General features: G+C 61.4%; 11 protein-coding genes. 7 read left to right on the plus strand and 4 right to left on the minus strand.

Annotated features, from left to right (window positions below; genetic code table 11):
• Positions 1-49: 49 nt before the first annotated feature.
• The 7 genes from HX898_RS20000 (at position 50) to HX898_RS20030 (ending at position 7659) form a co-directional block, all read left to right on the plus strand.
• The gene (locus tag HX898_RS20000) at positions 50-3685 is read left to right on the plus strand and encodes a PAS domain-containing protein (protein WP_180195497.1); all 3636 of its coding nucleotides are present in this window, start codon (positions 50-52) and stop codon (positions 3683-3685) included.
• Positions 3682-4323 carry a response regulator gene (locus HX898_RS20005; RefSeq protein WP_138332830.1) on the plus strand — a complete coding sequence of 214 codons (642 nt, stop codon included), beginning with the start codon at positions 3682-3684 and terminating at the stop codon, positions 4321-4323. Before HX898_RS20000 ends, HX898_RS20005 begins: the two co-directional genes overlap by 4 nt.
• A 3-nt stretch (positions 4324-4326) precedes the next feature.
• Complete coding sequence (locus HX898_RS20010; RefSeq protein WP_168267667.1) at positions 4327-4704, plus strand: response regulator; 378 nt, start codon at positions 4327-4329, stop codon at positions 4702-4704.
• Between the two features lies 1 nt (position 4705).
• Complete coding sequence (locus HX898_RS20015; protein ID WP_180195498.1) at positions 4706-5398, plus strand: response regulator transcription factor; 693 nt, start codon at positions 4706-4708, stop codon at positions 5396-5398.
• 193 nt (positions 5399-5591) lie between these two features.
• The gene (locus HX898_RS20020) at positions 5592-5945 is read left to right on the plus strand and encodes a metalloregulator ArsR/SmtB family transcription factor (protein WP_180195499.1); all 354 of its coding nucleotides are present in this window, start codon (positions 5592-5594) and stop codon (positions 5943-5945) included.
• A 390-nt stretch (positions 5946-6335) separates the two neighbouring features.
• Positions 6336-7001, plus strand: coding sequence for a nitroreductase (locus HX898_RS20025; protein WP_180195500.1), 666 nt, complete (start codon positions 6336-6338; stop codon positions 6999-7001).
• An 85-nt stretch (positions 7002-7086) separates the two neighbouring features.
• Complete coding sequence (locus HX898_RS20030; protein ID WP_028743053.1) at positions 7087-7659, plus strand: NADPH-dependent FMN reductase; 573 nt, start codon at positions 7087-7089, stop codon at positions 7657-7659.
• 71 nt (positions 7660-7730) lie between these two features.
• Here the strand turns inward: HX898_RS20030 and HX898_RS20035 are convergent, their stop codons facing one another.
• The 4 genes from HX898_RS20035 to HX898_RS20050 are packed head-to-tail and all read right to left on the minus strand — an operon-like array spanning position 7731 to position 13004.
• Positions 7731-8918 (minus strand): galactarate dehydratase, encoded by a 1188-nt coding sequence (locus HX898_RS20035; protein ID WP_011649533.1) that lies wholly within the window; start codon positions 8916-8918, stop codon positions 7731-7733.
• A 12-nt stretch (positions 8919-8930) separates the two neighbouring features.
• Positions 8931-10142, minus strand: coding sequence for a mandelate racemase/muconate lactonizing enzyme family protein (locus tag HX898_RS20040; RefSeq protein WP_180195501.1), 1212 nt, complete (start codon positions 10140-10142; stop codon positions 8931-8933).
• On the minus strand, positions 10139-11875 hold the full coding sequence (locus tag HX898_RS20045) for an ABC transporter ATP-binding protein (protein WP_180195502.1): 1737 nt from the start codon (positions 11873-11875) through the stop codon (positions 10139-10141). Before HX898_RS20045 ends, HX898_RS20040 begins: the two co-directional genes overlap by 4 nt.
• 7 nt (positions 11876-11882) lie before the next feature.
• Positions 11883-13004 carry an ABC transporter permease gene (locus HX898_RS20050; protein WP_129422515.1) on the minus strand — a complete coding sequence of 374 codons (1122 nt, stop codon included), beginning with the start codon at positions 13002-13004 and terminating at the stop codon, positions 11883-11885.
• Positions 13005-13010: the final 6 nt, after the last annotated feature.

A 13010-nucleotide genomic window follows, 5' to 3' on the forward strand; every position in this document is an offset into this window, starting at 1 on the left:
AGGAAATGCTGATGATCCCCCGGTTTTCTCTGTCCGGCAGGAGCAGTTGATGCTGAGCGTCTGGTCGCACCGTCCCCAGTTCCTGCATCTGGGGCTTTTCTTCCTCGCCTATGTACTCGCCTGCGGCTTCGCACAGTCGCTGGCAATCGTGCCGGGAACGGGTATTTCCATCTGGCCTCCGGGCGGGCTTTTCGTCGCGACCCTCATCCTTGCCTCCAGGCGCAGCTGGCCATGGTGGATCCTGGCGGGCTGCCTGGCAGAGATGTTCAGCAATTTCCTGTGGTTCTACAGCCCCGTGCCTGCGGCCTTCCTGATTTATGTCGGCAACGCTCTTGGAGCAATGGTCGCGGCATGGCTGGTGAACCGGACCTTGAAGCACCCAGTTCAGTTGGAAACTCTGCAGGAAGTTCTCACATTTGTCATCCTGGCTGCCGGAATTGCACCGATTGTCAGCGCGACCGTGGGAAGTGCCACGCTTGCCTGGTTCGCGATTCAATCGCAATCCTTCGCGACGGCCTGGCCGCTATGGTGGATCGGAGACGCAACCGGTGTCCTCATCGTTTCGCCGCTGGCCTTGGTCCTCTTTCACAGCTGGCGCAGCAAGACGCAGTTCTCGGCCGCGCAATGGGTGGAAGCCTGCGTCCTGGCGCTGATCTTTCTCGGTGTCGCGGCTCTTTCGTTGAGCGGCTACCTTCCTTTCGCCTATATTATCATGCCGCCTCTCCTTTGGGCCGCAGTCCGCTTCGAGTTCAAGGGCGCTGCGGTATCGCTCGCTCTGCTTGCTCTGATCACGGCGGTATTCACGATAACAGGCGCCAGCCAGTTTGCCGGTGATCCCGAATCCCAGAAACACAATCAGATCATGCTGCAGCTGTTTCTGGCCATCTCGGCATTTTCGGCGCTGATTGTCGCCGCCATATCCCGACAGCACCAGCTGGCAGTACTCACATTGCGCCAAAACGTGGAGACGTTGCGCGACCGGGAACGGGAGCTCTCGCAACTCGTGGACATGGTTCCGAGCCATGTCTGGCGTCTGACGCCCGAGGGCGAGCCAACCTTCTTCAATAGGCGGATGGTCGATTTCCTGGGTCTTGACGTGGCGGACTCGGACAGGCCAGGCATGAGCCGGCTGGAGGCGGTCCTGCAGGCCACCGTTCATCCCGATGATACAACTGGGTTCAGGGACGCCCTTCGCCATTGCCTTTCCACCGGCGAGAGCTTCGTTATGCGGTATCGGCTGCGGCGCGCTGACGGTCTCTATCGCTGGATGTCGAGCCGCGCCGAGCCGATGCGCGATCAGGCCGGAAACATCGTCCAGTGGTACGGGCTTTGTCACGATATCGACGATCAGATGCGTGCCGAAGAGGCCATTCGGCGGAGCGAAAGACAGCTTCAGCAGATGATCGACGCCGTGCCGGTCCGCATATGGAGCGTGGAACCGACAGGCGGATCGACCTACTTCAACAAACGTTACCAGGATCATTTCCGTGCCGTCATCGCCAATTTCGACGAGCGGGCCGAACCGCGTATCGACGAGCTGTTGCAGCAGCTGGTTCATCCCGAGGATGCGCCCGATGTGCAGCGCACGCTACGCAATTGTTTCGAAACCGGCGGCGGCTCCGTCATGCGGTTTCGCTGGCTTGAAAAGGATGGTGTCTATCGCTGGGCCGAATGCAGGGTGGAGCCGCGCCGCGATGACGACGGAACGGTCGTGCAATGGTACGGCGTCTCCCTCGATATCGACGAGGAGGTGCGCGCGCTGGAGGCGTTGCGCGACCGCGAACGCGAGCTGTCGCAGCTCGTGGACATGGTCCCGGTCCAGATCAGGCGCCTGACGCCGGAAGGCGAACCGGTCTTCTTCAACAAGCGCCTGATCGACTTTTTCGGTCTCGATGTTGGCGATATGGACAAGCCCGGGATGAGCCGCCTCTCCTCGGTCATTCACACCCTCGTCCATCCCGATGACGCATCGAGGTTACTGGAGACGGTTCATCATTCCCTCGCCAGCGGCGATCCCTTCTCGATAAAATATCGCATGCGCCGCTTCGACGGAGCCTATCGCTGGGTCGATGGCCGAGCCGAGCCGCTACGCGATCAAAGCGGCGCGATCATGCAATGGTATGTCATATCAGTCGACATCGACGATGAGATGCGCGCGCAGGAAGCGCTACGCGACCGCGAGCGGGAGCTTTCCCAACTCGTGGACATGGTTCCGAGCCTGCTCTGGCGGCTCAATCCGGAAGGCGCTCCAACCTTCTTCAACCAGCGCCTGATCGATTTTCTCGGTCTCGACATCGCCGATATGGAAAGGCCCGGCGTCGGCCGGCTAGCGGCGCTCATCGAGGCCGCCGTCCATCCCGACGATGCAGCCAGCCTCGAGCAAGCGCTCAACCATTCCTTCGCCACCGGGGAGCGCTTTTCCAGCCAGTATCGTCTGCGGCGCGCCGATGGCGTCTACCGCTGGGTGAAAGGCAGCGCGGAGCCGCTGCGGGATCAGAGCGGCCGGATCGTCCAATGGTATGGTCTGTCGCATGACATCGACGATCAACTGCGCGTCGAGGAGGCACTGCGGGAGAGAGAACGATCGCTCTGGCAGCTCGTTGAAACGCTGCCGGCAATGATCGATTGCGCAGCACCTGATGGAGAGCCGATCTATCGCAGCCAGCAACTGCGCGACTTCCTCGGTTATAATCTCGAAGAGTTGGATGGAACGGGCAAAACCCGGCTGGACGGCACACTCGATGCCGGTGTTCATCCCGACGATGTGGCAGGGGTCAAAGAAAACTATGCCCATTCATTGTCCACTGGCGAGCCCTATGCGCGCAGGCACCGTCTGCGGCGCCATGATGGTGAATATCGCTGGGTCGAGACGCGTGCGGCACCGATGCGCAATGCTGAAGGCGTCATCGTCCAGTGGAATGTCATCTGCCTTGATATCGACGGTGAGGTTCACGCGGAGGAAGATCTGCGTCGAGCGCGAGAGGGTCTTGCACGGGCGAGCCAGGTGGCGAGCCTGGCCGAGCTTTCAGCCTCCATCGCGCACGAGGTGAACCAGCCGCTTGCGGCCGTCGTGGCCAACTCGCACGCCTGTCAGCGCTGGCTCATGGCCGAGCCGCCGAATATGGAACGGGCACAGAAGACTGTCGAGCGCATCATCCGGGATGCCAACTCGGCGGCGGATGTCGTCAGCCGCATTCGCGCTCTGTTCAAGCAATCCGTAGACAGGAGGATCCCATCGACGCTCTCCGGTATCGTCAACGAAGCGCGCAACCTCATGGCCGACGAAGCCTGGCGTCGTCACGTTCGGATGGAGGTGGAGGCCGACGCCACCCTTCCGCTCATCGCAATCGACCGCGTTCAGATCCAGCAAGTTCTGATCAATCTCATCCGCAACGGCATCGAGGCAATGGACGCCACGACAGGCGACAGGGTCATCGAAATCCGCGTGCGCCAGATCGGGAATATCCTCCAGACCGAGATCAGCGATCGCGGCCAGGGCATCGACTTTCCCGAAAAGATGTTCGAGCCGTTTTTTACGACGAAGGAAAACGGCATGGGCATGGGGCTGGCCATCTGCCGCTCGATCGTCGAACTGCACGGCGGACGATTGTGGGCCGAGAAGAACAATCCGTGCGGAGCAACGTTGATCTTCACATTGCCTATTGAAACGAAGGCGGCGCCATGACGGCCGACGACCATATCGTCTTCATCGTCGACGACGATGAACGTATCCGGGAAGCGCTTGGCGAGCTGCTGGACTCGCACGGCATGCACGCCATCGCCTTCGAATCGGCCTGCGACTACGTGAGAGCGGACAAGCCGGACGTGCCCGCCTGCCTCGTGCTGGATATCGAGCTGCCTGATATCAACGGTCTCGATCTGCAGAGACAGATCGCAGACGGGGATCATCCGCCGATCGTCTTCATCACGGGACACGGCGACATTCCCTCCTCCGTGCGTGCGATCAAGCATGGCGCGGTAGACTTCCTGACCAAGCCGTTCAGCGATGCGGATCTCATGGCGGCAATCCACGCGGCGATTGCTCAGGATCGGGAAAAGAGAGCCGAGCGCGCCGAGATCGACATGCTCAGACAACATTATCTCGACCTGACGCCGCGCGAGCGCGAGGTGCTGCCGCTGGTCGTCAGCGGCCTTCTCAACAAGCAGGCCGCAGCCGAACTGGGGATCAGCGAAGTCACGCTGCAGATCCACAGAAGAAACGTGATGCACAAAATGGCGGCGGCATCACTCGCCGATCTGGTGCGGATCGCGGAGAGATTGGAAATACCGATAACCCACTCACGCCGAGTGGGAGGGAATTGAAACATGAACAAAACAAGACACGTCGTGGCAATTGTCGATGACGATCCAAGGTTGCTTGAATCGATGGGCGACCTTCTGGAATCTGCGGGTTATGTGGCCCGCAGCTTCTCATCAGCGGGCTCGCTGCTCGTCAACGGGCTGTCGGACCTCGACCTGCTCATCACCGATATCGGAATGCCTGGCATCGACGGCTTCGAGCTTCGTGACCTGGTGAGGAAGTCGCGTCCGGAGCTGCCGGTATTCATGATCACGGGCCGCCACGAGATAGCCGATCAGGGACGCGCTCAAGGCGCAAGCGGATTTTTCCGCAAGCCATTCGATGCCCAGGCCCTGCTGACGGCCATTGCCAACGCTTTGCATAAATCGACAGATGGAGGGTGACATGAGAGTTGACCAGCCGTTGCCGCGGAGATCGGCGCCGTTATCATTGCAGCGCAGTTATGAAGAAAATCAGCCGCTTGTCATTATCGTCGATGACGACGCATCGGTCCGCGAGGCGCTGTCAGAGCTGATCCTGTCGGCGGGCTTCCCGTCGACCAGTTTTGCTTCAACCCGCGAACTGCTTGACGCCGATATATTGGATAGCCCCGGCTGCCTGATCCTCGACGTGCGCATGCCAGGCGCAAGCGGTCTTCACCTGCAGAGCCATCTGGCCGAAAACGGCATTTCCAAGCCGATCATCTTCCTGACCGGGCATGGCGACATCCCGATGACCGTCCAGGCGATGAAGGCCGGCGCCGTGGATTTTCTCACCAAACCGGTGCGGGACCAGACGCTGCTCGACGCCGTGACTGCCGGCATTGCGATGGACGCCGAACGGCGAGCCGAAGCGGCGGTCACCAAGCGCAATATCAAGCGCCTGGAGACACTGACGCAGCGCGAGCGCGAGGTCCTGCATGAAGTGGCGCGCGGCCGCCTCAACAAGCAGATCGCCTTCGATCTCGGCATCAGCGAGGTGACGGTCAAGCTGCATCGCAGCAATGTCATGCACAAGATGGAGGCGGCCTCCATCGGCGAACTGATCCGGGCCTGGGAAACACTGCCCGCACAAATGCGCCAGGTCGGCCCGCGCTAGTAGGCGAAGGATGCCGGCCTCGAAGATGATCTGCCGCCGCTGTCCATTTGATGCGCGCCGTATCCGATTTGCGCCGGAAAAGACGATGCGGCGCCGATAATGGGTTTCGGCCCCGCACCCATGCGTTATCTCTAAATTAAAGCTCGGGGATATGACCAGATACCCGGCTTTGGTTCCCCAAGGAGATCTCGCTTTGAACAATCAATCGTCAGCCGCGCCTTCCCCTGAAACCAACGTCTTCGACAACGAAGCAAACTTCCTGTCGGCCATGGGGAATGCCAAACGGCTTCACATTCTGCATCTGCTGGCCGAAGGAGAAATGTCCGTGAGCGTCCTGGCCGACGAGGTGGGATTGAGCCAATCTTCGACTTCCCAGCATTTGGCAATTCTTCGAGAGCAGGAACTCGTGCAGACCCGAAGGGCTGCCCAGACGATCTACTATTCACTTCAATCCGCCGCGGCCACGGCGATGCTCGATACGCTTGCCGACATCTTCGGATGGCACCCTCGCCCCCCAGTGGAACGCGTCCAAGCCGTAGGCACCTGACGAGACGACGAAGCGTTGCTCTTGCGGCTCATGATTGGAGCATGATCTTGTAGGCAACTCGGGATCGGCGCCGCGGCAACGAAGAGCAGCGCAATGGCGAAGACGGCGAAAAGGATGACTGCGGCTTGAGCGTAAGCGCCAAGCTGAGGCCGTTCAGGGGCGTCATTCCAGGCCGGGACGCCCGTGGCGCGGGAGCCCCGCGATGCTTCGCCCACATGCCCCCCCGAACGCATCGATCCCTGATGTACGTTTGATGTACGCCTCCTAGACCACGGTGTGATTACGCCTCCATTGCGAATGGAGATAATGAACCACATCAGGAACGGAACAGTCAGGAGGAAGCGGCCATGAGTATGGACGTAACGAACGGCCAGCGCCATGGAGGCGATCATGGACGTATATGAGGCAGTCAAAAGTCGACGGTCGGTGCGCGGATTCAAAGACGAGCCTGTGGAGAGGGACGTGCTTGAGCGTGTGCTGTCCGCCGCAGCTTGGTCGCCGTCAGGATCGAACATCCAGCCGTGGAACACCTACGTGATGACCGGCGCGCCGCTGGCAGAGCTCAAAACGTCCGCCGTCGAGCGCGTGGCCCATGGCGACGCCTGGGACAAGCGGCAGTACGAGATGTACCCGGCCGGGCTGAAGCCCCCTTACGGCGAGCGCCGGTCCGCCTTCGGCAAGGAGCGCTACAGCGCGCTCGGCATTGCGCGCGAGGACTGGGAGGCGCGCCAGCGGGCAGCAATCGCCAACTGGAACTGTTTCGGCGCGCCCGCCGCCCTGTTCTGCTACATCGACCGTGACCTGGGCTTACCGCAATGGGCCGACGTCGGCATGTATCTGCAGACCGTCATGCTGCTGCTCCGCGCCGAAGGTCTGCACAGTTGCCCGCAGATGGCGTGGTCGCAGGTTCGCGAGACCGTCGCAGAGGTCCTGTCACCCCCGGACGGGCTCATCCTCTTCTGCGGCATGTCGATCGGGTACGAAGATCCCACGGTCAGTTACGCCCGTACGGGCCGCGCCCCGCTCGACGAGACGGTCACGTTCCTCGGCGATTAGTGACCTGCGAACGAAGGACAAGACACCCCTTCTATGATTCTTGCGTATGATACGTCCCTTATCATGCGAGATATTGGAGAACGCCATGACCACGCATAAAGTAGGCTATCTCATCGGCAGCCTCGCCAAGGGCTCGATCAACCGCAAGCTCGCCAAGGCGTTGGTGCGGCTCGCCCCGCCGGAACTTGAAATGTCGGAGATATCCTTCAAGGACCTGCCGCTCTACAGCTACGACTATGACGCCGACTACCCTCCGGCTGGCAAGGCATTCAAGGCGGCAATCGCGGCCGTCGACGCCGTGCTGTTCGTCACGCCCGAATACAATCGATCCATACCCGGCGGCCTGAAAAACGCCATCGACTGGGCGAGCCGCCCGTATGGCACCAACTCGTTCACACGCAAGCCGTCAGCGGTGATTGGCACGTCGCCGGGCGCGATAGGCACAGCGGTCGCCCAGCAGAATTTGCGCAGTGTGCTCAGTTTCTGCAACTCTCCCCAGATGAATGCCCCGGAAGCCTACATCCAGTTCACACCGGGGCTGATCACCGATGACGGCGAGGTCACGAACGACAAAACCGCCGATTTCCTTCGCACTTACATGCGGGACTTCCATGTCTTCATCGCAAGGGTTCGCTCAGTGCTGCCGAAAGATGCCTAGAGCCGTCGCCCTGCGGGAGCTGGCCTGGCCATCCGATGGCCAGCTCCTGTTTTCTAAAGCGGGCAATGCCCTCAGGCGAAGGCGTAGGAGCCGTCGGGCCGCTTCGGCACGCGTCGCTGCCAATGGATGTAACCTTCTTCCTCCATCGCCTTCTCGTCCATTTCGACGCCCCAGCCCGGCCGGTCGGGACGCAGCTCCAGATAGCCGTCCTTCGGCAGATAGGGATCGACGACGTAACGGGTTTCCCCCTCCCGCTTCTCGATATCGAGGCCGCCATAGACATAGGCCTGTCCCTTCGGCAGCCGGTATTCGAGGATGCGGAAATTCTGCGCCGCCGCCGAAAAATGAACGTTGACCGCCGTCGCAAGCGGACCCATCGGGTTGTGCGGCGCCACGCCGACGAAGAAGGCTTCGGCGAGTGTGGCGATGCGGCGCATTTCGCTGATGCCGCCGACGACGCAGATGTCGGGCTGGATGAGGTCGGCGCCCTTGACCTGCAGCAGCCGCAGGAACTCGTTTCTGTTATAGAGCGACTCGCCGGTCGCAAGTGTGCAGTTGAGCCCCTGTTTCAGATCGCCCCAGGCCTCGATATTTTCAGGACGCAGCGGCTCCTCGAAAAACAGCGGGTCATAAGGCGCCAGCGCATTGCCGAGCTGGCGAGCGGCGATCGGTTCGAAAATCTTCGCATGGGCATCGAAGGCGATTTCGTATTCGTCATTGACCGTTTCGCGAAGCGAGCGGAAATAATCCGCCGAGGCTTTCACGACATTACCCCAGCGGTTGGAGTGCATGTCGATCCGCCAGGGGCTGAGCTTGAAGGCGGTGAAACCCCACCCCTCTTTCAGACGATCGAACTCGTCGCGCGCCGCCGGCGCATCCGGCGCGGTATAGACACCGGCATAGACCTTGATGCGGTCGCGCACTTCGCCTCCGAGCAGCTTGTAGACCGGGACATTCACCGCCTTGGCCGCAAGGTCCCACAGGCAGTGATCAAGCGCGGAGATCGCGGCAAGGCCGAGCGCCCCCGGCGGAAAGCGGCTCTGCTGGATCAGCAGATTGACGAGATACTCCACGCGTGTCGGGTCCTGGCCGGAGACAAATCCGTAGAGATAATCGAGCAGCGGCGGCAGCGCCTTGTCGGGGCCGTGATTGTAGCATTCGCCCCAACCCGTCAGCCCGTCATCGGTGTCGAGCGCGACGATCACGCGCGGACGGTCCTTGTCGCGGGTCATGAAAACCCGCATGCGGTCGATCTTCATCTTTCTGTCCTTCTAGCGATTGAAATAGGTGCGGCGCGACTGGCGCGTCTGCACGTAGAGATGCTCGTTGTCGGTTCCGGGATTGTAGGCACCGGCACTTTGCGGCACCGAGACATTGCCGTTGCTGGGGAAGCGCGCCACGAAGGCCTCGTCGATATCGCAGCCAAGTCCCGGGCCATCGGGAACGGGGATCAAGCCGTCGACCTGTTGCGGGTGCGGCACGATCGTCTGGCGGCGGCCGTCCCAGTCGTCGTCGAGCCGCTCAAGGATGAGGGCGTTGGGGATCGCTGCAAGCAGATGCAGAGCCGCATATTCCGCCACCGGCCCGAGCGAACCCGAATGCGGCGCCATCTGGATATGATGGGCTTCGGCCATGGCCGCGATCTTCTTCATCTGGGTGATGCCGCCGGCCCGGCCGGTATCCGGCTGGATCACGTCGACCAGTTCCTTCTCGATGAGCTCGCGCTCGCCGAAGATGGTCGCTGAGCGCTCGCCGGCGGCAAGCGGCACATGCGCGGCGTCGCGGATGCGCCGGTAGCCATCAATATTCTCGGGCGCGATCGGATCTTCCACCCACATCAGCTCATAGGGTTCGAGTGCCCGCACCAGCCGGCAGGCATCCGCAGGTGTCAGCCATGGCGGCCCATGCAGATCGATAGCAATGTCCATATCGTCGCCGACCGCCTCGCGCAGGGCAGCGACCTTGCGAACGGGGTCTGCGACGCCACCGCACTTGATCGCCTTTATGCCGCGCTCCTTGATGGCAAGCGCGCGCTCGGGCGTATTCGCATGCGAATAGATCGGGATCCGGTCGCGCACCTTGCCGCCGAGCAGCATCCAGACAGGCACGCCGAGCGCCTTGCCCTTGATGTCCCAAAGCGCCATGTCGATGCCGGTCATCGCACCGCCTCCGACCGTTCCGAGCATGCCATGGCCCATCATCGCGATATGCATCTTCTGCCATAAGCGCTCGGTATGTGCCGGATCTTCGCCTATGAGGAGTGGGGCGAGATCATGGATCGCCGTCTCGACGACGCGCGGCCAGCCTGAGCATTCACCGATGCCGGTGATGCCCTCGTCGGTATCGATCTTCAGAAAGAGCCAGTTTCTGGTGCCGCCGAACTGTTTCGAGGCGCCACTACTGGACCGTTGGTCGGAAGCCCAGTTCGCGGGATCGGGCTGACCGACATGCATGAGAAAGGTGCGGATTCCGGTGATTTTCATCGCTGAAAACTTCCATTCTTCAAATTGCCTGGCTTCAGATTATCGGGCGCGACATAGCGGAAACGCCTGGAATGGTCGCGATCACGCGGATCGGGGCGCGGGATCGCTGATATGAGCGCCTGCGTATAGGCGTGCTCGGGCGTGCGGCAGACCTTCTCCGCGTCGCCGATTTCGACGAGCTGGCCTTTGTACATCACGCCAACACGGTCACACATGTAGCGGATAACGCCGATGTCATGGCTGATAAAGATATAGGCGAGACCGAGTTCGTCCTGCAGGCGCATCAACAGATCAAGCACCTGCGAGCGCACCGAGACGTCGAGCGCCGAGGTCGCCTCATCGGCAACGATGACGCGCGGATTGAGGGTGATGGCGCGGGCAATGCCGATGCGCTGGCGCTGGCCGCCGGAGAATGCGTGCGGGTAGCGTTCGCGTGCCCTCGGGTCGAGGCCAACCTGCTCCATCAGGTGGCAAACCCGCTCTTCCAGCGCCCGCCCCTTTGCGACACCATTGACGAGCAGCGGCTCGCCGATGATCTGGGAGACGGTCATGCGTGGGTTGAGGGACCCAAAAGGATCCTGAAATACCATTCGCAATTCCCGCCGTGCAGCGGCAAGCGGCTGACCTTTTGCCGTTGCCAGATCGATGATGTCGCCGTCGGCGCGGCGATAGAGGATTTCGCCTGAAGTCGGATCGATCAGCCGCATGATCGAGCGACCCATCGTCGTCTTGCCGGATCCGCTCTCGCCGACGATGCCGAGCGTTTCGCCCGGCAGAAGCGAAATGGACACATCGTCCAGCGCTTTCACCTCGCCGAAATCCATCGATACATTGCGGAGTTCGAGGATCGGTGGCGCCGTCGTGTCGAGCGGCGGGCGCGCCAGCCGGATTTCGGCCTTCGCTTCCAGCTTCAGCACCGAGCCGATCAGCATGCGGGTATAGTCGTCTTTCGGCGCATGAAAGATCTGCTCGACCGGCGCATATTCCTTGGCGACACCGTTGTGCATGACGAGCACATCGTCGGCGATCTGCGCCACGACGCCCATGTCATGCGTAATGAAAAGAACGGCCATGCCCTTGGCCTTCTGCAGCCGGGCGATCAGGTCGAGAATTTCGGCTTGGGTCGTCACGTCGAGGGCCGTGGTCGGCTCGTCGGCGATCAGCAGTTGCGGTTTGCAGGCGAGCGCCATGGCGATCATCGCGCGCTGGCGCATCCCGCCGGAATATTGAAAGGCATATCGGTCCAGCGCTTTTTCCGGTGAGGGAATCTCGACTTGGCTGAGCAGCGATATGGCTTCAGCGCGCGCCTCTGCCTTGCTCATCCGGGTGTGAAGGCGAAGCGCCTCGACGATCTGGTTGCCGACCGTGTGGATCGGCGACAGCGACGACATCGGCTCCTGAAAAATCATGGCGATGTCGCGGCCGCGGATCGCTCGAATCTGACGCCCGCGCGGATTGAGGCTGGTCAGATCGATCGAGCCGCCGTTCTGATCGTTCAGTATGATCGATCCGCCGGATATGCGGCCGGGCGCATCGACGATCTGCAGGATCGAACGCGCCGTCACCGATTTGCCGGATCCGCTTTCGCCGACGACACAGAGGGTCTTGCCCGGCTCGATCGAGAAAGACAGATCGCTGACGGCGCGAAAGACGCCGGTGCGCAGAGGGAACTCGACCGTCAGATTTTTCACCTGCAGCAGCGGCCTGCCGGCAATAGGAAGGATATCGGTCATGCCGGCCTCATTTGTTGTAGGGGTCGGCCGCATCGCGCAGGCCGTCGCCGAGAAGGTTGAGCGCCATCACGGCGACCACGACGGCACAGCCCGGCATGAAGAGCCATGGCGCGGTGGCGATCGAGCGAATGTTCTGGGCCTCGCGCAGAAGCACGCCCCAGGAGATGGTCGGCGGCTGCAGACCGAGCCCCAGAAAGGAGAGAGAGGTTTCGGCAAGGATCATTGCCGGCACCGCAAGCGTGATCGACGCGATGATATGGCTGGCAAAGCTCGGCAGCATGTGACGAAAGATGATGCGCCTTTCGCGAACGCCGTCGAGCCTGGCGGCGGCGACGAATTCCTCGGTGCGCAAGGACAGGAAGCGGCCGCGAACGACGCGGGCGAGCTGCGCCCAGCCGGTCAGCGACAGGATGATCGTGATCATCATATATTGTAGCGTCGCAGGCCAGTCCTGTGGCAGGGCCGCGGCCATCGCCAGCCAGATCGGGATCGTCGGCAGCGACAGCACGAAATCGATCACCCGCTGCAGGAAGAAATCGATGCGGCCGCCGTAATACCCCGAGATGCCGCCGAGCACGATGCCGAGCATCAACGAGAAGAAGACACCGACGAGGCCGATCGACAACGATATCTGCGAGCCCTGCACAGTTCGGCTGAAGACATCGCGTCCAAGCCTGTCGGCGCCGAAGAGAAGCAGCGGCGTCGTCTTGTCGGGCGAGGCGATCAGATGGATGTTGGTCCTGAATAGGCCGAACACGGAATATTCATAGCCGCGCCCGAAGAACTGGACGTCGACACGTTTTGTCGTGTCTTCCTTGTAGATGGCGGCCAGCGTTTCCGGATCGCGGGTGAGCTTCATCGGATAATAATGCGGGCCGAAGGAGAACCCGTTCTCAGTATCGATCAGATGCAATTTCTGCGGCGGGTGAAAGGTCGCCCGCGCATTTTGCAGGTACGGATCGTTGATGGCGAAAAAGCCGGGAAGCAGGGCGACGATATACATCAGCACAGTGACGACAAGCGCCACCATGGCCAGCCGGTGCCGGCGGAAAGCCCACCAGATGAGTTGCCACTGCGATGCAACGGCGGCGCGATCCGGGGGAATGTTTGTAACGGTGATGTCGGCCACGTGGGG

The organism is Rhizobium sp. WYCCWR 11128, assembly GCF_013416305.1.
GTDB lineage: Bacteria > Pseudomonadota > Alphaproteobacteria > Rhizobiales > Rhizobiaceae > Rhizobium > Rhizobium indicum.